20 protein-coding genes and 1 pseudogene are annotated in these 21,798 nt (G+C 61.3%); 10 read left to right on the forward strand and 11 right to left on the reverse strand.

Annotated elements, in window-relative coordinates:
• Nucleotides 1-2 precede the first annotated feature (2 nt).
• Nucleotides 3-1,145, reverse strand: coding sequence for an HlyD family secretion protein (locus NWV16_RS16830; RefSeq protein WP_065258959.1), 1,143 nt, complete (start codon nt 1,143-1,145; stop codon nt 3-5).
• Nucleotides 1,142-2,797, reverse strand: coding sequence for an MFS transporter (locus tag NWV16_RS16835; RefSeq protein WP_065258958.1), 1,656 nt, complete (start codon nt 2,795-2,797; stop codon nt 1,142-1,144). Before NWV16_RS16835 ends, NWV16_RS16830 begins: the two co-directional genes overlap by 4 nt.
• Before the next feature lie 150 nt (nt 2,798-2,947).
• Here NWV16_RS16835 and NWV16_RS16840 point away from each other — a divergent pair, with 150 nt between their 5' ends.
• On the forward strand, nt 2,948-3,898 hold the full coding sequence (locus tag NWV16_RS16840) for a polysaccharide deacetylase family protein (RefSeq protein WP_260519971.1): 951 nt from the start codon (nt 2,948-2,950) through the stop codon (nt 3,896-3,898).
• A 44-nt stretch (nt 3,899-3,942) separates the two neighbouring features.
• Here NWV16_RS16840 and NWV16_RS16845 read toward each other — a convergent pair whose 3' ends face one another.
• Genes NWV16_RS16845 through NWV16_RS16855 form a run of 3 tightly spaced genes read right to left on the reverse strand, consistent with a single transcriptional unit; the run spans nt 3,943 to nt 6,373 of the window.
• Entirely contained in the window at nt 3,943-4,743 is an 801-nt protein-coding gene (locus NWV16_RS16845) for a sulfite exporter TauE/SafE family protein (RefSeq protein WP_260519972.1), read from the reverse strand.
• An 8-nt stretch (nt 4,744-4,751) separates the two neighbouring features.
• Complete coding sequence (locus NWV16_RS16850) at nt 4,752-5,996, reverse strand: FAD/NAD(P)-binding oxidoreductase (RefSeq protein ID WP_260519973.1); 1,245 nt, start codon at nt 5,994-5,996, stop codon at nt 4,752-4,754.
• Nucleotides 5,997-6,034: 38 nt separating this feature from the next.
• Entirely contained in the window at nt 6,035-6,373 is a 339-nt protein-coding gene (locus tag NWV16_RS16855) for an ArsR/SmtB family transcription factor (RefSeq protein ID WP_007952897.1), read from the reverse strand.
• A 99-nt stretch (nt 6,374-6,472) separates the two neighbouring features.
• On the opposite strand from NWV16_RS16855, the gene NWV16_RS16860 reads away from it, so the two are divergent.
• Nucleotides 6,473-7,336, forward strand: a complete 864-nt coding sequence (locus NWV16_RS16860) for an MBL fold metallo-hydrolase (protein WP_260519974.1) — start codon at nt 6,473-6,475, stop codon at nt 7,334-7,336.
• 126 nt (nt 7,337-7,462) lie between these two features.
• Nucleotides 7,463-8,323 carry a tyrosinase family protein gene (locus NWV16_RS16865; protein ID WP_260519975.1) on the forward strand — a complete coding sequence of 287 codons (861 nt, stop codon included), beginning with the start codon at nt 7,463-7,465 and terminating at the stop codon, nt 8,321-8,323.
• A gap of 12 nt (nt 8,324-8,335) precedes the next feature.
• Here NWV16_RS16865 and bkdR read toward each other — a convergent pair whose 3' ends face one another.
• Nucleotides 8,336-8,824, reverse strand: coding sequence for a Bkd operon transcriptional regulator BkdR (gene bkdR / locus NWV16_RS16870; RefSeq protein WP_007915088.1), 489 nt, complete (start codon nt 8,822-8,824; stop codon nt 8,336-8,338).
• A 185-nt stretch (nt 8,825-9,009) separates the two neighbouring features.
• Here bkdR and NWV16_RS16875 point away from each other — a divergent pair, with 185 nt between their 5' ends.
• From NWV16_RS16875 to NWV16_RS16895, 5 genes are all read left to right on the forward strand, one after another.
• Entirely contained in the window at nt 9,010-10,245 is a 1,236-nt protein-coding gene (locus NWV16_RS16875; protein WP_260519976.1) for a 3-methyl-2-oxobutanoate dehydrogenase (2-methylpropanoyl-transferring) subunit alpha, read from the forward strand.
• Nucleotide 10,246: 1 nt separating this feature from the next.
• On the forward strand, nt 10,247-11,305 hold the full coding sequence (locus NWV16_RS16880; RefSeq protein WP_065258951.1) for an alpha-ketoacid dehydrogenase subunit beta: 1,059 nt from the start codon (nt 10,247-10,249) through the stop codon (nt 11,303-11,305).
• Nucleotides 11,306-12,577 carry a dihydrolipoamide acetyltransferase family protein gene (locus NWV16_RS16885; protein ID WP_260519977.1) on the forward strand — a complete coding sequence of 424 codons (1,272 nt, stop codon included), beginning with the start codon at nt 11,306-11,308 and terminating at the stop codon, nt 12,575-12,577.
• Between the two features lie 4 nt (nt 12,578-12,581).
• On the forward strand, nt 12,582-13,955 hold the full coding sequence (lpdA, locus tag NWV16_RS16890) for a dihydrolipoyl dehydrogenase (RefSeq protein ID WP_260519978.1): 1,374 nt from the start codon (nt 12,582-12,584) through the stop codon (nt 13,953-13,955).
• Nucleotides 13,956-14,120: 165 nt separating this feature from the next.
• On the forward strand, nt 14,121-15,140 hold the full coding sequence (locus NWV16_RS16895; protein ID WP_260519979.1) for a branched-chain amino acid aminotransferase: 1,020 nt from the start codon (nt 14,121-14,123) through the stop codon (nt 15,138-15,140).
• Nucleotides 15,141-15,192: 52 nt separating this feature from the next.
• Here NWV16_RS16895 and NWV16_RS16900 read toward each other — a convergent pair whose 3' ends face one another.
• The gene (locus NWV16_RS16900; RefSeq protein ID WP_260519980.1) at nt 15,193-16,071 is read right to left on the reverse strand and encodes a LysR substrate-binding domain-containing protein; all 879 of its coding nucleotides are present in this window, start codon (nt 16,069-16,071) and stop codon (nt 15,193-15,195) included.
• A gap of 106 nt (nt 16,072-16,177) precedes the next feature.
• On the opposite strand from NWV16_RS16900, the gene NWV16_RS16905 reads away from it, so the two are divergent.
• Entirely contained in the window at nt 16,178-16,786 is a 609-nt protein-coding gene (locus tag NWV16_RS16905) for a LysE family translocator (protein WP_260519981.1), read from the forward strand.
• 23 nt (nt 16,787-16,809) lie between these two features.
• Here NWV16_RS16905 and NWV16_RS16910 read toward each other — a convergent pair.
• The 3 genes and pseudogenes from NWV16_RS16910 to NWV16_RS16920 form a co-directional block, all read right to left on the reverse strand.
• Nucleotides 16,810-17,628 (reverse strand): annotated as a pseudogene (locus tag NWV16_RS16910) (TIGR03915 family putative DNA repair protein); the annotation flags it as partial.
• Nucleotides 17,625-18,845, reverse strand: coding sequence for a putative DNA modification/repair radical SAM protein (locus tag NWV16_RS16915; RefSeq protein WP_260519982.1), 1,221 nt, complete (start codon nt 18,843-18,845; stop codon nt 17,625-17,627). The pseudogene NWV16_RS16910 and the gene NWV16_RS16915, both read right to left, overlap by 4 nt.
• Before the next feature lie 87 nt (nt 18,846-18,932).
• Nucleotides 18,933-19,688 (reverse strand): helix-turn-helix transcriptional regulator, encoded by a 756-nt coding sequence (locus NWV16_RS16920; RefSeq protein ID WP_260519983.1) that lies wholly within the window; start codon nt 19,686-19,688, stop codon nt 18,933-18,935.
• A 79-nt stretch (nt 19,689-19,767) separates the two neighbouring features.
• On the opposite strand from NWV16_RS16920, the gene NWV16_RS16925 reads away from it, so the two are divergent.
• Complete coding sequence (locus tag NWV16_RS16925) at nt 19,768-20,868, forward strand: cytochrome P450 (RefSeq protein ID WP_260519984.1); 1,101 nt, start codon at nt 19,768-19,770, stop codon at nt 20,866-20,868.
• On the opposite strand, the gene dmeF is transcribed toward NWV16_RS16925, so the two are convergent.
• Entirely contained in the window at nt 20,865-21,791 is a 927-nt protein-coding gene (gene dmeF / locus NWV16_RS16930; protein WP_260519985.1) for a CDF family Co(II)/Ni(II) efflux transporter DmeF, read from the reverse strand. The two genes, NWV16_RS16925 and dmeF, sit on opposite strands and share 4 nt — an antisense overlap.
• Nucleotides 21,792-21,798: the final 7 nt, after the last annotated feature.

Below are 21,798 nucleotides of genomic sequence, written 5' to 3' on the forward strand. Positions count from 1 at the left end.
CGTCAATGTTTCTGGGTATCGCCCTTCGCCGTATCGATGCTGACCACCACCGACATGCCCGGCCGCAAGCGTTCGATTTCCTGTTGGTCCGGATCGATGGTCACCCGTACCGGCACCCGCTGGGCGATCTTCACGAAGTTGCCGGTGGCGTTGTCGGCCTGCAATAACGCGAACTCCGAACCGGTACCGGGCGAGATGTGCTGAACGTGGCCGGTGAACTTGCGGTGGTTCAGCGCATCGACGGTGAAGCTCACCGGTTGCCCGACCCGCACATTGTTCATCTGGGTTTCTTTCATGTTGGCGATCACCCACTTCTGATCCGGTACCAGCGCCATCAACTGCGCCCCGGAGTTGACGTAGGCCCCGAGGCGCACGCCGATCTGCCCGAGCTGACCGTCGCGGGGAGCGACGATCCGGGTGTTGGACAAATCAATCCGCGCCAGCTGCACGGCCGCCTCGGCGCTGGCCACGGCGGCCTCCAGCGAACCGCGATTGACGATCACCGTTTGCAGATCCTGGCGGGCGATTTCCAGATTGGCCTTGGCCTGCGCCACCGATGCAATGCTTTGCGCGTTGGCGGCCAGCGCCACGTCCATCTCACGCTTGGACACTGAGCCGTCATTGACCAGCGCCGTGTTGCGTCGCAGGTCCGCCTCGCTTTTGCGCAACTGCGCCTCGCTGTCGGCCACCACCGCCTGACGCAACTTGATGGTCGCCTCGGCACTGTTGCGTTGCTGCACGACGTTGGCCAGCGAAGCTTTCTGCACCGCCAGTTGCGCCAGCGACTGATCGAGGCGCTGCTGATAAATGCGGTCATCGAGACGCACCAGCAGATCGCCGGCCTTCACGAATTGAAAATCCTGCACCGGCACTTCATAGACATAGCCGCTGAGCTGCGGGCCGATGATCGTCACCTGCCCGCGTACCAACGCATTCTCGGTGGTCTCGACCGCACTGCTGAACGGAGGCAACTGCCAGGCATAAAGCACGATCAGCACACCGACGATGGCAATCGCGGCGAAGCCCAGTGACGAGATGATCCGCACCCGCAGCGAGCGCGGTTCGGTATTTGGCGATGACGGCGGCGCCTCGCCCTCGGGTGTGGCGGCGATGGCATTGGTAGTCGTGGTGGTCGGTTCGGTCATGAAGAAGTGGCACCGCTGGAAGGAACGGAAGGTGTCGGGGCGACGGCTTTGGTGGTGCTGATCAGCCACAGCGCACGGATGGAGATCCAGATCATGGTGAGGATCGCAATCACCGCGATCAGCATGAACACATCGTTATAAGCCAGTACGTTGGCCTCGCGGGTGGCGGCGTTGGCCAGGCTGCGAATGCCTTGCAGGTTGCGCAGGCTCGGGTCGGCAATCAGAGAGCCGACCGCCGAACCGCCGCTTTGCACCCGGGCGGCCACCAACGGGTCGGACAACACCAGTTGCTCGACGATATGGCTGGAATGAAATTTCTCGCGCACGATCTGGAACGTCCCCAGCAACGCTGCACCGATCAGGCCGCCGAGGTTGTTGCAGATCCCGAACAACACCGAAAAACTCACCAGATTGCGCGGATTGGTCAGCACGTTGCGCGTGCCAAGGACCATGGTCGGGCCCAGAAAAAACGTGCTGCCGAAGGCCAGGAGGAACTGGCTGAAGTAGAGGTTTTGCGGGCGAGTCAGGTTGTTCGAGGAACTGTCGATGATCGAACCGGTGGCCATCAACGCCAGCGAGACGATCAGTGGCATCAGCAGGTGTTTCGGGTCAATGGTCAGCGCACTGGTCAGCAACCCGGCGATGCTGCCGATCAGCATGACGACGTAGAGGCTGTGCAATTGCTGACTGCTCATGTTCAGGTTTTGCATGAAACCCACGGCGCCGGTCGACTGTTCCGAGGTGACCATGCGAATCAGGATCACCGCCAGCGCCAGGCGGATCATCACCCCGCTGCCGAGCCAGCGGGTCATCAGCATCGGATTGCTGCGATTGTGTTCAATGGCCAGGCCCGCGAGGATCAGAGCAATCGAGGCCGCCAGGGCGATGCCGATCCAGTCGGCCTCCAGCCACCAGTCGATCCGGCCCAGAGACAACACGGCGCACAACAGAGCCACGCCGCTGGCGAGGATGGCAAAGGTCAGGAAGTCGAGGGGTTCGAAGGTCTTGAAGCGATCACCCGGCGGCAGCTTGAGCATCAGCACGCAACCCAGCGAGAGCAGCGCCATGCCCAGCTCGAACAGGTACAAGCCGCGCCATTCGGCGATCTGCAGCAGGTCTTCGGAAAACAGCCGGGCCAGCGGCAACGCCAGTTGCGAAGTGCCAAGCCCCAGCACCAGTGCCTTCATCCGCCACTTGGCCGGGAACGCCTGCACCATGTAATACAGGCCCAGCGAACTCAGCGCCGCGCCGACCATGCCGTGGGCCGCCCGCACGGCGATTGCCGAACTCAGGTCGTTGACGAACAGATGGCCGAAGGTCACCAGCGCATACAGCACCAGAAATACCTCGGTGAACGCCCGCAAGCCGAACTGCTGTCGAAACTTCACCAGCAGCAGGTTCATCGACACGTTGGTCATTACATAAGCTGCCGGCAGCCAGGCCATCTCCGCCGTGGTCGCTCCGAGCGCGCCTTGCAGATAGGGCAGGTTGGCAACCACCAGCGAGTTGCCCAGTCCACCGGTCAATGCCACCAGCAACCCGACCAGCGCATACGCCAGGCGCTTGGGGTTGGAATGCAGCGGCGTCGAGGGAGATCCGGGCAGGCTGGGCTTCTCGTGAGGCTGCCAGTTGCGCGGGGCGTATCGGTCCATGGAAATGCCTTGTGCCAGGAATGGCTTCAGTGTGCCGGGGTCGTCGGGATTCGTAAATTTTGTTTAAAGGTCATCTCGCCCGCAGCGGATTTTTCTCAAGCGTAGCCAATGCCAACCTTGCAGCACTTCTCAACTTGCAAGGTGCCCGTTATGACCACTCCTCGCTGGCAACGCTCCCCGCGTCTGCTGAAAAATCTGCTGGCAGCCGCCCTGTTGCTGCCCACCCTCGCCTTCGCCCAGGAACGCCCGTGGCCGGACGGTTCGCAACTGGTGATTTCGGTGTCGATGCAATTCGAAACCGGTGGCCAGCCCGAGGGCGCGGAAAGTCCATTCTCCGGCACCCCGCTGCCCAAGGGCTACCCGGATCTGCCGGCGCAGACCTGGTTCGATTACGGCTACAAGGAAGGCCTGTGGCGCATGCTCGATCTGTGGGATCGCACCGGCATCAAGGTCACCTCTCACGTGGTCGGTGAAGCAGCGCTCAAGCACCCGGAACTGGCCAGGGCGATTGCCGAACGCGGGCATGAGCTGGCGGCCCACGGCATGCGCTGGGCCGATTCGTACAATATGAACTATGCCCAGGAAAAACAGTTCATCGGTGACGGCGTCGCGGCGGTGGAGAAAATCACCGGTCAGCGTTCCGTGGGCTACAACGCCAACTGGCTGCGGCGCAGCCCCAACACCTTGAAAGTGCTGCAGGACCTGAACTTTACCTACCACATCGACGATGTCAGCCGCGACGAGCCCTTCGTGACGATGGTTCGCGGACGCAAATTCGCCGTGGTGCCCTACACCCTGCGCAACAACGACATCGTATTGATCGAGGGCCGGCATTTCTCCGCCGAGCAGTTCTACCAGCAACTGGTGCTGGAGTTCGATCGCCTCTACGCCGAAGGCGCGAGCAAGCGGCGGATGATGTCGGTGAGCCTGCACGACCGCATTGGCGGCACGCCGGCGATGGTCGAGGCGATGGAGCGCTTTATCCGCTATGCGCAGTCACATCCGAAGGTGACCTTCATGCGCAAGGATCAGATTGCTCAGGTGGTGCTGACCGAGAAAAACCCGCTGATCGACAACACCGAGGCGGCGTACAACCAGTGAAAAAAAAATCGCAGCCAAGGCTGCGATTTTTTCAGTTTGACGGCTCAGGCCCGCAGCAGCATATAAGCCGCAACCACCAGGCATACACTGGCGAATCCCACCTGCAACGTCCTCGCCGGCACTCGCGCACATAGTTTGCGGCCGATGATCATGCCGACGATGCTGGCCACGATGAACGCGACCCCGAGATGATCGATCCGCACCCCGGCATGAAACGCGCCGATCACGCCGATGGCGGAAATCAGACTGATGACCATCAGCGACGTGGCGACGATGCCACGCATCTGCACATCGGTCAGTTGCTTGAACGCCGGGACGATCAGGAACCCGCCGCCGACGCCGAGCAACCCTGATACCACGCCAGTGACCGCACCCAGCGCGGCCAGGGTCGCGGTGCATTTGGCGGTCCAGTCGAAGCGACCGGTCTGCTCATTGAGCATGCAGTTCTTCTGCCCCCAACTGGCGTGACCATGATCGCTCGGCCCCTCTTGCTGGCGTTCGCGACGCAGCATGCGCCAGGCCACCATCACCATCAGCAGGCTGAAGAGGATCATCAGGACCTTCTCCGGCAACTGGTGCGCGAAGTAGATGCCCAGCGGCGAAAACACCGCCCCGAGCGCGGCGATCAACAGCGCCGCGCGGTAACGCACCAGCCCATGACGCAAACCATCGATGGCCCCGACCGCCGCCGCACTGCCCACGGCGAACAACGCCACCGGCGCCGCTTGCGTCATCGTCCAGCCCAGCCCGAGCACCAGCGCCGGCACCGCGAGAATCCCGCCGCCGGCCCCGGTCAGCCCGAGAATCAATCCCATCACCACGCCAAACAGACTTGCCAGCAACATAGGGGTTCTCAGTCGACGTTGGACACACCGGTCAGCCATTCGCGGCCCTTGAGCATGCCGTTCCAGTAGAACCATGGCAGCAGGGACGCCTTCAGCCACCACGCGGAGCGCCGTGGCACGGTCGGGTCGAGGGGAAAGGTCGGCAGCAGTTTGCCGCCGTAGCCGAACTCGGCGAGGATCACCTTGCCCTTCTCCACCGTCAGCGGGCAGGAACCATATCCGTCGTACTTCAGCGGCAACGCCAGCGACTTGCGCTGTGCCAGCAGGTTCTCGGCGACCACCACGACCTGCTTGCGCACGGCTGCAGCGGTTTTCGCGTTGGTGGTGTTGCAGATATCGCCGAGCGCGAACACCTCCGGATAACGCGGATGTTGCAGGCTGTGCGGATTGACCTCGCACCAGCCGGCAGCGTCGGCCAGCGGACTTTGTGCGATGAAGTCCGGGGAAACCTGTGGCGGCACGACATGCAGCAGATCGAAAGTCTTGGCCACCCGCGTGACATTGCCTTCGGCATCCCTGACTTCAAACCAGGCGGTTTTCGCCGGGCCGTCGACCTTCACCAGATGAGTGTTGAACGCCAGGCGGGCGTTGTATTTCTCGATGTACTTCATCAGCGGCGGCACGAACGTCGCCACGCCGAACAGCGCCGCGCCGGCCAGGTTGAATTCAACCTCGACCTTGTTCAATACACCTTTTTTGAGCCAGTGATCGCAAGACAGATACAGCGCCTTTTGCGGCGCACCCGCGCATTTGATCGGCATCGCCGGCTGGGTGAACAGCGCCTTGCCGCCACGCAGTTTCTGCACCTGATCCCAGGTGTATTGCGCGTGCTGATAGCTGTAGTTGGAGGTGACGCCGTGCTGGCCAAGGTTTTCCTGCAAGCCTTCGATCTTCTCCCAGGCCAGACGCAGGCCGGGGCAGACGATCAGGTTCTGATAGCTGACGGTGCGTTGATCGTTGAGGGTGAGCTGGCGCTGGTCGGGATCGATGGCCGTCACGGCAGCCTGAATCCAGGTGGCCTGACGCGGCATCACCTTGTTCATCGCTCTGGCAGTGTCCCTGGCGTCGTAGGCACCACCGCCCACCAGCGTCCAGGCCGGTTGATAGTAGTGCTGGGCGCTCGGCTCGATCACTGTAATGCTCAGGTAGGGGTCACGCTTGAGCAGACTGGCGACAAAACCGATGCCGGCAGTACCGCCGCCGATGACCACGATGTCTGCACTGATGGATGGGCCCCAGTGTTGATCGTTCATTGCTTGTTCCTTTTTGCTGCACGCAAGGATAGCCGGGTCTATTGCGCCCAGCTTTTGAGGACGGCTCCGCAGTAGAGTCCGGACAGGGTTTTCATCACCTGGATCACTTCGTGACTGGCGAGGCCGTAAAAAATGTACTTGCCTTCACGACGGGTCGCGACCAGCCCTTCATCGCGCAGGATGCCCAATTGCTGGGACAGGGTCGGCTGGCGCACGCCGGTCATTTTCTCCAGCTCGCCGACATTGCGCTCACCCTGGGTCAACTGACACAGGATCAGCAGTCGATCCTCGTTGGCCAGGGCCTTGAGCAGCGAACAGGCCTTCGACGCCGATGCCCTGAGCTGGGCGACTTCACACTCGGTCAGACTGGATTGCATTTGCAGGATGCCTTCAACGTCACTTAAGCTGCGGACATTATGTGTTTACATAAAGTGTTGCAACCCTGACTTTCCACCTTTTTGCACAGGACCCTGTCCATGCCCGCGCTGATTGAAGCTTTCCTCGACCCCGCCTCCTCGACCTACAGTTACGTGGTCTACGAGGTCGACGGCGGACAGTGTGCAATCGTCGATCCGGTGCTCGATTACGACGGCGCCGCCGGCCGTACCTGCACGGCCCAGGCAGACAAAATCATCGCGTTCGTTCGCGCCCACCATCTGCAAGTGCAATGGTTGCTGGAAACCCATGCCCACGCCGATCACCTCTCCGCCGCGCCTTACCTGCGCCGGGAGCTGGGCGGCAAGATCGCGATTGGCGAGTCGATCAGCAAAGTGCAGAACGTGTTCAAGGCGCTGTTCAACCTGGAACCGGAGTTTCGCGTCGACGGCTCGCAGTTCGATCACCTGTTCGCGCCCAACGAGTCGTTCAGGATCGGCAATCTCAAGGCCACCGCCCTGCACGTTCCCGGCCACACGCCAGCGGACATGGCCTACCTGATCGACGGCGAGCAGATTCTGGTCGGCGACACATTGTTCATGCCCGATGTCGGCACCGCCCGCTGCGACTTCCCGGGCGGCAACGCGCATCAGCTGTTCAATTCGATCCAGAAGCTGCTGGCGTTCCCCGCCAGCGTGAAGCTCTACGTCTGCCACGATTACCCGCCGCAAGGTCGCGCCTCGCAGTGCCAGACCACCGTGGGCGAACAACGCAAAAGCAATATCCATGTGCATGACGGCATCGACGAAGCCGCATTTGTCGAAATGCGCACCAAACGTGATGCCGGGCTGGGCATGCCGACCCTGTTGCTGCCGGCGATTCAGGTCAATGTACGGGCGGGTCATCTGCCGCCGGCAGAAGACAACGGCGTGACCTATCTGAAGATTCCGATCAACGCCCTATGAGAAAAAGCGTCATGGCTCGAGATGGTGAAAGCTTTTCCCACATGACGCGTCGATACCCATGAACTGGTTTAATTCCGGCGAGCAGGCAGACTCCATGGGGCACTCAACCCATGGAGTTTTTGCAATATGGATATTCGCCGCAACCACCGGGATCTGACCCGGGATGAAAAATCCGCGTTCATCGACGCGATCCTCAGACTGAAAAACAACGTCGACAGCGTGCTGCGCCCCGGTCAGCAGAGCCGTTACGATGACTTCGTCCAGATTCACAGGAACTCGATGGGACGGGGCAACCCGCTGGTCCCCAATCCGCACGGCAGTCCCCTGTTCTTTCCCTGGCACCGGATTCTGATCCGCCAGTTCGAGCTGGCCCTGCAGACCGCTGCCCATGATCCGGGCATTACCTTGCCTTACTGGAACTGGCAACTCGGAGGTGCGGACAACCCCTTCACCTCCGACTTCATGGGGGGAAATGGCGACAATACGCTGGGGCAGCGCGTCACCACCGGCCCGTTTTCCCGGGAGCATTCGCGTTTCGAGATCGCCGTGTGGGACCAGGAGCCGGGAAACACGGGCCTGCTGCGAAACCTCGGCGCAGAGGGCGCCTTGCCGTCAGCTGAGGCTGTCATTTCGGCGCTTAACAGGACACCCTACTGGCTGGAACCCGAGGGCTGGGAAAACATTGCGGAAAGAGAACTGCACAACCCGGTTCATGCCTGGGTCGGTGGCAACATGCTACATGCGGCGTCCCCCAACGATCCGGTCTTCTTTCTGCATCACTGCTATATGGATTTGCTGTGGGAGCGCTGGAAGCATCAACATCCGCGCCTCCCGGCATTCACATCCAGGCAGGGTGATCCCGATGAAATGAATGAAACCGTTCTGGTTTTCCACCCGGAGAATGAACTTGCCCCGTGGGCACAAACGTTCACGGTCGGGCAGGCGATCCATACGACAGAGCTGGGTTATCGATATGACTACCTGTAACCCGCTCAGCGATCAGTTGCCGAGGGTCAAACCATTCGCCGGCAACGGCAACGCGGTTTTATAGCGCACCTGCTTGAGCGCGAAACTTGACCTTATGTTGGCCACCCCTGGCACCTTGGTCAGAAAGTCCATCATGAAGCGCTCGAGCGACTGAATGGTCGGCACCAGCACCCGGATCAAATAGTCCGGATCGCCGGCCATCAGGTAGCACTCCATGACCTCCGGGCGGTCCGAAATCGCCTCCTCGAAATGCTGCAAGGCTTCTTCGACCTGCTTCTCCAGACTGACATGAATGAATACGTTCACATGCAGCCCGAGCAGGTCGGCATCGAGCAAGGTCACCTGCTCGCGGATCAGTCCCAACTCCTCCATCGCCTTCACCCGGTTGAAGCAAGGCGTCGGTGACAAATTGACCGAACGGGCCAGGTCGGCGTTGGTGATACGCGCATTCTCCTGAAGGCTGTTGAGAATGCCGATGTCGGTACGGTCCAGTTTGCGCATGAGACAAAACCACCTGTTTTTTATGTTTATGCAGATTTTCTATCTGCAAATGATCTCCAGCGCAACGAAACAGAGAGAAATATTCTTCTTGCCCGGGCCTATGATTGTTGTAGGACAAGATTTCTTTTATCGAAGAATGACTGCCAGCTCACTACAAGAAATTCACAAGATCGAGCGTAGAAGCCATGACCCAAGCGTATGAACCGCTGCGTCTGCACGTCCCTGAACCTTCGGGCCGTCCGGGCTGCAAAACCGATTTCTCCTACCTGCATCTGTCTGATGCCGGCATGGTGCGCAAACCTTCCATCGATGTAGAACCCGCCGACACCGCCGACCTGGCCCGTGGTCTTATCCGCGTGCTCGATGACCAGGGCAATGCCCTTGGCCCATGGGCCGAAAACGTGCCCGTCGAGATCCTGCGCAAAGGCATGCGCGCCATGCTCAAGACCCGGATCTACGACAACCGCATGGTGGTCGCCCAGCGTCAGAAAAAAATGTCGTTCTACATGCAGAGCCTTGGCGAAGAAGCCATCGGCAGCGCCCAGGCCCTGGCCTTGAACACCGACGACATGTGCTTCCCGACCTATCGTCAGCAAAGCATCCTGATGGCCCGTGACGTACCGCTGGTCGACCTGATCTGTCAGTTGCTGTCCAACGAGCGCGATCCGCTCAAGGGACGCCAATTGCCGATCATGTACTCAGTCAAGGACGCCGGTTTCTTCACCATTTCCGGCAACCTCGCCACCCAGTTCATTCAGGGCGTGGGCTGGGGCATGGCTTCGGCGATCAAGGGCGACACCAAAATCGCTTCCGCCTGGATCGGTGACGGCGCCACCGCCGAATCGGACTTCCACACTGCCCTCACCTTCGCTCACGTCTACCGTGCGCCGGTGATCCTCAACGTGGTCAACAACCAGTGGGCGATCTCGACGTTCCAGGCCATCGCCGGCGGTGAAGCCACCACCTTTGCCGGACGCGGCGTCGGTTGCGGCATCGCCTCCCTGCGGGTGGACGGCAACGACTTCTACGCGGTCTACGCCGCCTCCGCCTGGGCTGCCGAACGCGCCCGCCGCGGCCTCGGCCCGACCATGATCGAATGGGTCACCTACCGCGCCGGCCCGCACTCGACCTCCGATGACCCGTCCAAATACCGTCCTGCCGACGACTGGAGCCATTTCCCGCTGGGCGATCCGATTGCCCGCCTGAAACAGCACCTGATCAAGGTCGGTCACTGGTCCGAGGAAGAGCACGCCGCTGTCAGCGCCGAGCTAGAGGCCGAAGTGATCGCCGCGCAGAAGCAAGCCGAACAATACGGCACCCTTGCCGGCGGCCAGATTCCAAGCGCCGCCACCATGTTCGAAGACGTCTACAAAGAGATGCCGGAGCACTTGAAGCGCCAGCGTCAGCAGTTGGGGATCTGACATGAACGACCACAACAACAATATTCAGTTGGAAACCGCCATGACCACGACCACCATGACCATGATCCAGGCCCTGCGCTCGGCCATGGATGTGATGCTTGAGCGTGACGACAATGTGGTGGTGTTCGGCCAGGACGTCGGCTACTTCGGCGGCGTGTTCCGTTGCACCGAAGGCCTGCAGGCCAAGTACGGCACCTCGCGGGTGTTCGACGCACCGATCTCCGAGAGCGGCATCGTCGGGACCGCCGTGGGCATGGGCGCCTACGGTCTGCGTCCGGTGGTGGAGATCCAGTTTGCCGACTACGTCTACCCGGCCTATGACCAGATCATTTCCGAGGCGGCACGCCTGCGTTATCGCTCCGCCGGCGAATTCACCGCCCCGCTGACCCTGCGCATGCCTTGCGGTGGCGGCATCTACGGCGGTCAGACCCACAGCCAGAGTATCGAAGCCCTGTTCACCCAGGTCTGCGGCCTGCGCACCGTCATGCCATCCAACCCGTATGACGCCAAGGGCCTGTTGATCGCCTCCATCGAGAACGATGACCCGGTGATCTTCCTGGAGCCGAAACGCCTGTACAACGGCCCGTTCGACGGCCATCACGAACGTCCGGTAACCCCGTGGTCGAAACACCCGGCCGCACAAGTCCCGGACGGCTACTACACCGTGCCGCTGGACGTTGCCGCCATCGCCCGTCCGGGCAAGGACGTCACCGTGCTGACCTACGGCACCACTGTGTACGTGTCGCAAGTCGCTGCCGAAGAAAGCGGTGTGGACGCTGAAGTCATCGACCTGCGCAGCCTGTGGCCGCTGGACCTGGACACCATCGTCAAATCCGTGAAGAAAACCGGGCGCTGCGTCGTGGTTCACGAAGCCACCCGCACCTGCGGTTTCGGCGCCGAACTGGTGTCGCTGGTGCAAGAGCATTGCTTCCATCACCTGGAAGCGCCGATCGAGCGCGTCACCGGTTGGGACACCCCCTACCCGCACGCGCAGGAGTGGGCGTATTTCCCTGGGCCGTCCCGTGTGGGTGCGGCGCTGAAACGGGTCATGGAGGTCTGAATGGGCACGCACGTTATCAAGATGCCGGACATCGGCGAAGGCATCGCAGAAGTAGAACTGTCGCAGTGGCACGTCAAGGTCGGCGATCTGGTTGTTGAAGACCAGGTGCTGGCAGATGTGATGACCGACAAGGCAATGGTCGACATCCCGTCGCCGGTGCACGGTAAAGTCATCGCGCTGGGCGGTCAGCCAGGCGAAGTGATGGCGGTCGGCAGTGTGCTGATCAGCATCGAGGTTGAAGGTGCGGGCAATCTGAAGGAGTCCGACAAGCCGGCGCCTGTTGCGGCGAAAGAAACACCTGTCGCCTCCAAGGTTGAAGCCGTCGTTGAAAGCAAGCCTGCCGCGCCGCGTGCAGCACCGGTTTGCCAGGGGCCGATGGTCGCCCGCGAAGCCAACGAGCGTCCGCTGGCCTCCCCGGCCGTGCGCAAGCATGCGCTGGATCTGGGCATTCAATTGCGTCTGGTGCGCGGTTCCGGCCCGGCCGGTCGCGTGTTGCACGAAGACCTCGACGCCTACCTGGCGCAAGGTCAGTCGAACGCTTCGGCGCCGGTCGCCGCCGCGTACGCCCAGCGTCACGATGAAGAACAGATCCAGGTCATCGGCATGCGCCGCAAGATCGCCCAGCGCATGCAGGAAGCCACCCAACGTGCCGCGCATTTCAGTTATGTCGAGGAAATCGACGTCACCGCGATTGAAGAACTGCGTGCCCACCTCAACGAAAAACACGGCGCCAGCCGTGGCAAGCTGACCTTGCTGCCGTTCCTCGTGCGTGCGCTGGTCGTCGCCCTGCGCGACTTCCCGCAGATGAACGCCCGCTACGACGACGAAGCCCAGGTCATCACCCGCCTCGGCGCCGTGCATGTCGGTGTCGCCACCCAAAGCGACGTCGGCCTGATGGTGCCGGTGCTGCGTCACGCCGAAGCGCGCAGCCTGTGGGACAGCGCGGCGGAAATCTCCCGCCTCGCCACCGCTGCCCGTAACGGCAAAGCCAGCCGCGATGAACTGTCCGGCTCGACCATCACCCTGACCAGCCTTGGCGCTCTTGGCGGCATTGTCAGCACCCCGGTGCTGAACCTGCCGGAAGTGGCCATCGTCGGCGTGAACAAAATCGTCGAACGGCCGATGGTCGTCAAAGGCCAGGTGGTGATCCGCAAGATGATGAACCTCTCCAGCTCCTTCGATCACCGCGTGGTCGACGGCATGGACGCGGCGCTCTTCATCCAGGCCATTCGTGGCCTGCTCGAACAACCCGCGACCCTGTTTGTGGAGTAATGGCATGCAAACTCTGAACACCACGCTGCTGATCATCGGCGGTGGCCCCGGTGGTTACGTGACGGCCATTCGTGCCGGGCAACTGGGCATTTCGACCATTCTGGTCGAGGGCGATTCACTGGGCGGCACCTGCCTGAACATCGGCTGCATTCCGTCGAAAGCGCTGATCCATGTGGCCGAGCAGTTTCACCAGACTCAGCATCACAATCAGCATTCGGCACTGGGCATCAGCGTTTCGGCGCCGACCCTCGACATCACCAAGAGCGTCGAGTGGAAGGACGGCATCGTCGATCGACTGACCACGGGCGTCGCCGCGCTGCTGAAGAAGAACAAGGTTCAGGTCATCAACGGCTGGGCCAGAGTCATCGACGGCAAGACCGTGGAAGTCGGCGACACGCGCATCCAGTGTGAACACCTGGTGCTGGCCACCGGTTCAAAAAGCGTCAATTTGCCGATCCTGCCGATCGGCGGGCCGATCATTTCATCTACCGAAGCACTGGCACCGAAGTCGGTTCCGAAACGCTTGATCGTGGTCGGCGGCGGCTACATCGGTCTGGAGCTGGGCATTGCCTATCGCAAGCTCGGCGCCGAGGTCAGTGTGGTCGAGGCGCAGGATCGCATCCTGCCGGCCTACGACGCCGAACTGACCCAACCGCTGCACGACGCGCTGAAGCAACTGGGCGTGAAGCTTTACCTGAAGCACAGCGTGCTGGGTTTCGATGGCACGTTGCAGGTGCGCGATCCAAACGGCGACACCCTGAATCTGGAAACCGATCAGGTGCTGGTGGCCGTCGGTCGTAAACCCAATACCCAGGGCTGGAACCTCGAAGCGCTGAACCTCGAGATGAACGGCTCGGCAATCAAGATCGACAGTCGCTGCCAGACCAGCATGCGCAACGTTTACGCCATCGGTGACCTGAGCGGCGAGCCGATGCTGGCCCACCGCGCCATGGCCCAGGGCGAGATGGTCGCCGAGCTGATCAGCGGCAAGCCCCGCGAGTTCAACCCGACCGCCATCGCCGCCGTGTGCTTCACCGACCCGGAACTGGTGGTGGTCGGCCAGACCCCGGACGAAGCCAGGGCTGCGGGGCTGGACTGCATCGTGTCGAACTTCCCGTTCGCAGCCAACGGCCGGGCGATGACGCTGGAGTCGAAAACCGGCTTCGTGCGGGTGGTCGCCCGTCGTGACAATCATGTGATTGTCGGTTGGCAGGCGGTCGGCGTCGGGGTATCGGAGCTGTCGACCGCGTTCGCGCAAAGCCTGGAAATGGGGGCGCGACTGGAAGACATCGGCGGCACCATCCATGCGCATCCGACCCTGGGTGAAGCGGTGCAGGAAGCGGCGTTGCGTGCCCTTGGGCATGCGTTGCACCTGTAAAAACCCGACGCGGGGGAGTTTTTTCATAAGCAGGCTAATAAATCTGCTGCTCCCCCCATCGCCCGGGCTGCGAAACCGCTCAAGAATGAAGTATTGTTGTGCCCATCCAAAAAAACGTCAGAAGCCTTGAACCGCTTCGGCGGTTGTTCAGTGATAGAGGGTGTCATGGGTAACGAAAGCATCAACTGGGACAAGCTGGGTTTTGACTACATCAAGACCGACAAACGCTATCTGTCGTACTTTCGCAATGGCGAGTGGGACAAGGGCACCCTGACCGAAGACAACGTGCTGCACATCAGCGAAGGTTCCACGGCCCTTCACTATGGTCAGCAATGCTTCGAAGGCCTGAAGGCCTATCGTTGCAAGGACGGCTCGATCAACCTGTTCCGTCCGGACCAGAACGCCGCCCGCATGCAACGCAGCTGCGCCCGCCTGCTGATGCCGCATGTGTCCACCGAGCAGTTCATCGAAGCATGCAAGCAAGTGGTTCGCGCCAACGAGCGCTTCATCCCGCCTTACGGCACCGGCGGCGCGCTGTACCTGCGTCCTTTCGTGATCGGCGTGGGTGACAACATCGGCGTGCGCACCGCGCCGGAGTTCATCTTCTCGGTGTTCGCGATTCCGGTCGGCGCCTACTTCAAGGGCGGCCTGACCCCGCACAACTTCCAGATCTCCACCTTCGACCGCGCCGCGCCGCAAGGCACCGGTGCCGCCAAGGTCGGTGGCAACTACGCCGCCAGCCTGATGCCGGGCTCCCAGGCCAAGAAAGCGCACTTCGCTGACGCCATCTACCTGGATCCGCTGACCCACAAGAAGATCGAGGAAGTCGGTTCGGCCAACTTCTTCGGGATCACCCACGATGACAAGTTCGTCACCCCGAACTCGCCATCGGTATTGCCGGGCATCACCCGTCTGTCGCTGATCGAACTGGCGAAGTCCCGTCTGGGCCTGGAAGTGGTCGAAGGCGACGTGTTCATCGACAAGCTGTCGGACTTCAAGGAAGCCGGCGCCTGCGGTACCGCTGCGGTGATCACCCCGATCGGCGGCATCAGCTACAACGGCAACCTGCACGTATTCCACAGCGAAACCGAAGTCGGCCCTGTGACCCAGAAGCTCTACAAGGAGCTGACCGGCGTACAGACCGGCGACATCGAAGCGCCAGCCGGCTGGATCGTCAAGGTTTGATTTGACGGCCAGATGCACAAAAGCCCCCATCGAGTGATCGATGGGGGCTTTTTCATGGGGTCTGTTTTTGCAGCCACGCCACAAATGTCTGAGCCGAGGCAGAGGCCTGCGGCGCAACACCGTAGTAATAATGTGGCAGCGGCATCCGCAGATCGGGTGACGGACAGACCAGCCGACCACTCGACAGATGTGTGCCCAGCAACGTGGTCGGACACAACGCGATGCCCTCGCCCGCCACGGCAGCTTCCAGCACTCGATGCATGTAATCGAACTGGCGAATCGCCTGGCTTGCACTCTGAGGCTGACCGAAACGCAGCGCCCAGTGATGCCAGTCTTCGCGTCGCGCCCTGACGGTCAGCAGAGTGTGCCGGCCCAGATCGGCAAGGTCTGCCAGCGGTATCCGCTCAAGCAGCGCAGGCGCCGCCACCATCAACAATTCATCTTCAAACAACGGGTGCGACTCGATGGTTGGCGCCCAGTCGTCGCGGCCACGACGGATGACAATGTCGAAACTGTCCTGCGCTGGATCCGGCGACCGTGTCTGGGTGACCACCTGCGGTTCGATGTCCGGATGCTCTGCCATGAAGGCATCCAGCCGGGGCGTCAGCCATAACTGGGCAAACGACGGTCGGGTGTTGATGGTCACTGTCGATCGCGCCGCCTGCTGACGCAACTCGGCAGCCGCGTCGGCGATCTGCGCCAATCCGGCGCTGACTTGCTGATAAAAGCGTTGGCCGGCAGGCGTCAACAGTGATTGCCGGATACGCCGTTCGAACAACAACACACCCAGGTGTTCTTCCAGCAATTTGATGTGCCGGCTGACGGCGCTATGACTCACGTGCAGCTCTTCGGCTGCCAGCGTGAAACTCTGGTGACGGGCGGCGACCGCAAAGGCACGAACCGCATTGAGCGGCGGGAGTGATTTATTCATGGGTCTAATTTAGTCACACATACGCCGCATTTAAAGCGTTTGTCACAGGCTCGTCGTCACACCAACCTGACAGCACACCCGCCCCCGCGCCCCGATGGAGCCAGACATGCACAGTTACGGACTCTTTCTTCTCTTCGCCACCATGACCATTCTGAGCCCGGGCCCGGGTGTGGTTCTGACCCTGTCCAACGCCGTGCGTCTGGGCTGGACCGGTGCAGTACCGGGGATTCTGGGGATTGCCTCGGGGGCGTTCGTGGTCGCTGCCCTTAGTGCAACCAGTGTCGGTCTGATCCTCAGCGCCTCGGCAACGGCTTTTACCGTACTGAAATACGCCGGCGCCGCTTACCTGTTGTACCTGGGTTTCAAGAGCTGGCGTTCGGATCGTTTCCGTACCCTGCAACACGTTCGCCCTTCTCGCGCGAGTTACCGTTTTCTGGAAGCTGCGTCCCTGCAATTTCTCAACCCCAAAGCCATCTTCTTCTTTCTGGCGGTGTTCCCTCAGTTCATCGACACCGCACAGGCTTTCCTTCCGCAATTTTTCAAACTGGTGGCCTCTTACGCCGTGCTGGTGATGTTGGTGCACGGCAGTTATGCGCTACTCGCCAATGCTGCCAAAGGCTGGCTGTCGAGCCCGAAAGGTTCCTGGCTGGCGGCAAAGGTTTCGGGAGTGACCTTCGCCGGTTTTGGTTTGCTCATGGCTTCGGCATCGCGTTGAACGGAGGGCGGAGGCTCCACCTGTTTCAACGCGATACGTTTGCCGCTGCGCCCGGTCATTCCACCGGCCTGCCCGTTCTGCTGCTTGCCCGTCCGCGCCTGGGTAATCAGGCCAGGGATCAATTCCCCCTCAGGCAGATTCTTCCAGAAGCGCAGGGGCAAATGCCCCTGCATGACCTTCTCGTTCAGCCGCGCCGGGTTGAAGATATGGCTGTAGTAAGCCAGCCATAAATCACCGCGTGGATCGTCGACGTTCTGTGCCAGTTGTTGCCATTGCGGCGGGCATTGGCGCTGATGGATCAATTGTTCGCCATCGTAATAAACGCCATCACGCGGCGTTGCGATCAACCAGCGATGTCGCCCCATGCGCCCGATGAAGTGTTCGCTGGCGCTGTGCAGGATGTCGTGGGCCGGTTCGTGCCACGCCACGTATTGCGGGCCCGGCAGCTCTGCCGGACGTTCGATGAAACGCACAAACGCATGCAGATGATGGGCTTCACGCTGCACCTGCTTGATCCGCCGCTGCAACTCGCTGCCCAGTTTGTCGCCGGCCATCATGGCCGTGCGATCGCCATGGCTGACTCGCCACAGCACCTCGTACAACAGGCTCCAGCGCTGATCACCACGATAGCGTGACGCTTGTTCCAGGGTGTCGAGCAACGCACGGGGAATGCGCGCCTGAAAAGGTCCCTGCCCTTCAGGCACCGACACATCACTGGCAAACAGATCACTCACCCCCTCCGACGCCCAACTCACCAGACTTGGATCGATTTCATGGCTGAGCAGCCAGCGGGCCTGTTGGCGCCAGACGTCGAACAGATCGTCACAGTCGAGATTGATCATCCCCACAACCCCATCTGCTGCGGCGTCGGCCGGTCGCGCAACTGCTGATAGAGCATCTGGCTGGAGACCTCCGCCTGTTGCGGGTGGTAATCGCTGGTGATGATGAACGGCTTGGCCTTGGCCAGCACACAGCGCATTCGGGCCACGTCTTCATAGCGGATACGCCGCTGCCGACGCAGCTCCACCAGACGCTCGGTGGTACGCAGGCCGATACCGGGAATACGCGAAATCAACGCCGGTTCGGCGCGGTTGAGATCCAACGGAAACACTTCACGGTTCTGCAGCGCCCAAGCCAGTTTCGGGTCGATGTCCAGCGCCAGATTGCCCGGCCCCTTGAGCAACTCACCGGCGCTGTAGCCATAACCGCGCAACAGGAAGTCAGCCTGATACAAACGGTGCTCGCGCATCAGCGGCGGCGCGGCCAACGGTACGCTTTTCGGGCTGTCGGGAATCGGGCTGAAGGCGGAGTAGTACACACGGCGCAAACGGAAGTTGCCATACAACGCCTGAGCGCTATGCAGGATGGTACTGTCGTCGGTGTCATCGGCACCGACGATCATTTGCGTGCTCTGCCCGGCCGGGGCGAACTTCGGTGCGCGGGGTTCGTTCAACACAGTCTGTACGCCGGTGTGAATCGTGTTCATCGCCTGCTTGATCGAGCCGATGTGTTTCTCCGGCGCCAGGGTTTGCAGGCTGGTATCGGTGGGCAATTCAATGTTGACGCTCAAGCGGTCGGCATAGCGCCCGGCTTCTTCGATCAGCGCGGGATCTGCTTCGGGAATGGTCTTGAGATGGATGTAGCCTCGAAACTCATGTTCCTCACGCAACAGCTTCGCGACACGCACCAACTGCTCCATGGTGTAGTCCGCCGAACGGATGATTCCGGAGCTGAGGAACAACCCGCTGACACAATTGCGCCGGTAGAAATCCAGGGTCAGCGTCACCACCTCCTCTGGCGTGAAACGCGCACGGGGCACATCACTGGAACGCCGGTTGACGCAATATTGGCAATCGTAGAGACAGAAATTGGTCAGCAGAATCTTGAGCAAGGACACGCAACGCCCGTCCGGCGTGAAGCTGTGGCAGATGCCCATGCCGTTGGTGGAACCCAGCCCGTTCTTGCCCTCGGAGCTGCGCTTGGGCGCGCCGCTGCTGGCGCAGGAGGCGTCGTACTTGGCGGCGTCGGCGAGGATGCTGAGCTTGTCGATGAGTTGCATGGCGTGGACCTGTACTGTTTGCATATACAGTATAGAGTCCATCCACAGGCGACAAGCCGTAAAACGACCCTTCGTCAGTCAGCCTGATTACAGTCGGCTGTCAGCTGCGATGCTCGAGGATTTACGCACCGGGACAGGCTGCCTCGCTTCGGGCCATTGCACCCCGAATCGCGCGGCCATTTCCTTGCGCCCCACCACCGTCAACGCCAGCGCCCGGCTGTCCAGATCCTGTGTCACCCATTTGCGTTGCAACGCGACCTGCAACAACGCTGCCCCGAGCGATCCGCCCAAATGTGGCCGGCGCATGCTCCAGTCCAGGCATGGGCAGGCAAACCGCCGACGCAACGTCGAAAGATCCCTGACCTCGACTCCCAGCCCTTGGAACAGCGCCTCCCCGCTTTCGCTCAAGCGATACGCCTGTTCATCGGTTTTCACCAGCCATCCGCCGTCCAGCAACCGGTCATGCAGCAATACCGCCAACGTCCCGGCCATGTGGTCGTAACAAGTGCGGGCGAATTGCAGGCGATCCGGTGTGTGGGGTTTGAAAGTCGGCACAGGGTTCTGGCCGATCACCATCAGCGCTTCCAGCGCCTGGGCCACACGCTTGTCGGCGAGGCTGTAATAACGGTGGCGGCCCTGCACATGCAGGCGTACCAGCGCCAGGTCCTTGAGTTTGGTCAGGTGCGCGCTGGCGGTCGAGGCGCTGACATCGGCAAGGCTCGCCAGCTCCGTGGCGGTGCGGGCGTGGCCGTCCATCAGCGAACACAGCATTTTGGTTCGCGCCGGCTCCGCGATGGCGGCCGCCACCTGCGAGACGCCGATGTCTGGATGTTCTGCGTGCATATTTCGCTCCCGGACGAATCATCGCCCCCAAGGACTGGAGATAGTAGCAACACTTTCCCCACCAACAAGGTTGCGACCCATGGACCCGATCATCGCTGCGACTCACGCCGATCCTTATCCTTACTACACAAAACTGCGCTCTGAAGGCGGTCTCATCTTTCATCACGGACTGAAACTGTGGGTGGCCAGCAGTGCCCGAGCGGTTTGCGCTGTCCTGGCGAATCCGGATTGCCGGGTGCGTCCGGCGCAGGAGCCGGTGCCCAATGCCATCGCCGATGGCATGGCGGGCAAGGTGTTCGGCCAGTTGATGCGCATGAATGATGGCGAAGCTCAGCGGTGCCCGCGTTCGGCCATTGAGCCGACGCTGGGGCTGATCAATGACAACGATGTCCGGGCACTGGTCGCCGCTCGGCTGGTGACTGACGATGCCGACGGCTTATATAAGGCAATGTTTCGTGGGCCGGTGTGCGTAGTTGCAACGTTGCTCGGATTCCCCCCGGCACAAGCGCGGGCAATCAGTGAGCTGACCGCCGATTTTGCAGCGTGCCTGTCGCCGCTGAGCAATGACCTGCAACTGGCCGCAGCCCATCGGGCAGCGGAGCAATTGCACGGTGACTTCATCGAATTACTGGCAAACCCGAACCCGTTTCTCGCCAACATTCAACAACGTTTTTCAGGCAAAGAGGACGTGTTGATCGCCAACCTCATCGGTCTCTGTTCGCAGACATTCGAAGCCAGTGCCGGCCTGATCGGCAATGCGCTGGTGGCGTTGCAACGTCAGCCGGAATTACGCGACGTGTCAGTCGATTCGCTGCTGGCCGAAGTCCAGCGCTTCGATCCATCGGTGCAGAACACCCGCCGTTTTGTCGCGAACACCTGCGCAATCGAAGGCGTACGCCTGGAAGCAGGCGACGTGATTCTGGTGCTCCTCGGCTCGGCCAACCGCGACCCGGCGCTGAATGAAAACCCGGATATATTTCTGCCGGATCGCCCGAACCGCCGCAGCTTCACGTTCGGCAGCGGTCGTCATCAATGTCCGGGGCAAAGGTTGGCGATGACGATTGCCAGCGCGACCGTCGGTGAAATCATTGCCCATGACATCGACCGGAGCCGGTTCACCTGGCATTACCGCCCTTCCCTCAATGGGCGGATTCCATTGTTCTGCGAGGCAATGACTTAAGCGCTGCGCAACTCGATGGTCAGGTGCGACAACTCATGCACCGGCGCCAGTCGTTCGCGAATCGCTTCTGCCGTGACGCCGGCAGCCGCCACCACACTGACAATCGCCGCCCGCGCCTGCGGGCCGACCTGCCAGACGTGCAGGTCGCTGATGCGCACGTCGTCGGAGGTTTCCAGCAGTTCGCGGATCTCCTCGGCCACCGGTTCATCGGTGGTGTCGAGCAGCACGGCGGCGCTGTCGCGCATCAGGTTCCAGGCCCATTTGGCGATGACGATGGAACCGACGATGCCCATCACCGGGTCCATCCATACCCAGCCCAGATAGCGGCCGGCAAGTAGCGCCGCAATTGCCAGCACCGACGTCAACGCATCGGCCAATACGTGCACGTAGGCTGAACGCAGATTGTTGTCGTGATGGTGGTGATGACCATGATCGTGGCTATGGCCGTGTCCGTGGTCATGATGACCGTGGTGGCCGGCCAGCAAAAAGGCACTGAGCAGGTTGACGCCCAGACCGATCACGGCAATCAGGGTCGCTTCGCCGAACGCCACGCCGGTGGGCTCGAACAGACGGAAAACCGATTCCCCGGCAATGCCCAGCGACACCAGCCCCAACACCATGGCCGAGGCAAAACCCGCCAGATCGCCGACCTTGCCGGTGCCGAAACTGAAGCGACGGTTGTTGGCGTTGCGCCGGGCAAAACTGTAGGCCGCCGCTGCGATGCCCAAGGCGCCGGCATGGGTCGCCATGTGGAAACCGTCAGCCAACAGCGCCATGGAGCCTGTGAGATAACCGGCGGCAATCTCTCCGATCATCATCACGAACGTGAGCACCACCACCCAAAGGGTGCGACGGGCGTTGTCGTCGTGGGACGCACCGAGAAACTGGTGGTCGTGGGAAAAATCATCAACCTTGAGTGTCATGATCTCG

Origin of the sequence: Pseudomonas sp. BW7P1 (genome assembly GCF_024981055.1) — a bacterium.
Classification (GTDB): Bacteria; Pseudomonadota; Gammaproteobacteria; order Pseudomonadales; family Pseudomonadaceae; genus Aquipseudomonas; species Aquipseudomonas bananamidigenes.

Excerpts from the sequence above, each read along its gene's own strand:
- NWV16_RS16830 (WP_065258959.1), bottom strand. The coding sequence starts at position 1,145 with ATGACCGAACCGACCACCACGACTACCAATGCCATCGCCGCCACACCC.
- NWV16_RS16835 (WP_065258958.1), bottom strand. The coding sequence starts at position 2,797 with ATGGACCGATACGCCCCGCGCAACTGGCAGCCTCACGAGAAGCCCAGC.
- NWV16_RS16840 (WP_260519971.1), top strand. The coding sequence starts at position 2,948 with ATGACCACTCCTCGCTGGCAACGCTCCCCGCGTCTGCTGAAAAATCTG.
- NWV16_RS16845 (WP_260519972.1), bottom strand. The coding sequence starts at position 4,743 with ATGTTGCTGGCAAGTCTGTTTGGCGTGGTGATGGGATTGATTCTCGGG.
- NWV16_RS16850 (WP_260519973.1), bottom strand. The coding sequence starts at position 5,996 with ATGAACGATCAACACTGGGGCCCATCCATCAGTGCAGACATCGTGGTC.
- NWV16_RS16855 (WP_007952897.1), bottom strand. The coding sequence starts at position 6,373 with ATGCAATCCAGTCTGACCGAGTGTGAAGTCGCCCAGCTCAGGGCATCG.
- NWV16_RS16860 (WP_260519974.1), top strand. The coding sequence starts at position 6,473 with ATGCCCGCGCTGATTGAAGCTTTCCTCGACCCCGCCTCCTCGACCTAC.
- NWV16_RS16865 (WP_260519975.1), top strand. The coding sequence starts at position 7,463 with ATGGATATTCGCCGCAACCACCGGGATCTGACCCGGGATGAAAAATCC.
- bkdR (WP_007915088.1), bottom strand. The coding sequence starts at position 8,824 with ATGCGCAAACTGGACCGTACCGACATCGGCATTCTCAACAGCCTTCAG.
- NWV16_RS16875 (WP_260519976.1), top strand. The coding sequence starts at position 9,010 with ATGACCCAAGCGTATGAACCGCTGCGTCTGCACGTCCCTGAACCTTCG.
- NWV16_RS16880 (WP_065258951.1), top strand. The coding sequence starts at position 10,247 with ATGAACGACCACAACAACAATATTCAGTTGGAAACCGCCATGACCACG.
- NWV16_RS16885 (WP_260519977.1), top strand. The coding sequence starts at position 11,306 with ATGGGCACGCACGTTATCAAGATGCCGGACATCGGCGAAGGCATCGCA.
- lpdA (WP_260519978.1), top strand. The coding sequence starts at position 12,582 with ATGCAAACTCTGAACACCACGCTGCTGATCATCGGCGGTGGCCCCGGT.
- NWV16_RS16895 (WP_260519979.1), top strand. The coding sequence starts at position 14,121 with ATGGGTAACGAAAGCATCAACTGGGACAAGCTGGGTTTTGACTACATC.
- NWV16_RS16900 (WP_260519980.1), bottom strand. The coding sequence starts at position 16,071 with ATGAATAAATCACTCCCGCCGCTCAATGCGGTTCGTGCCTTTGCGGTC.
- NWV16_RS16905 (WP_260519981.1), top strand. The coding sequence starts at position 16,178 with ATGCACAGTTACGGACTCTTTCTTCTCTTCGCCACCATGACCATTCTG.
- NWV16_RS16915 (WP_260519982.1), bottom strand. The coding sequence starts at position 18,845 with ATGCAACTCATCGACAAGCTCAGCATCCTCGCCGACGCCGCCAAGTAC.
- NWV16_RS16920 (WP_260519983.1), bottom strand. The coding sequence starts at position 19,688 with ATGCACGCAGAACATCCAGACATCGGCGTCTCGCAGGTGGCGGCCGCC.
- NWV16_RS16925 (WP_260519984.1), top strand. The coding sequence starts at position 19,768 with ATGGACCCGATCATCGCTGCGACTCACGCCGATCCTTATCCTTACTAC.
- dmeF (WP_260519985.1), bottom strand. The coding sequence starts at position 21,791 with ATGACACTCAAGGTTGATGATTTTTCCCACGACCACCAGTTTCTCGGT.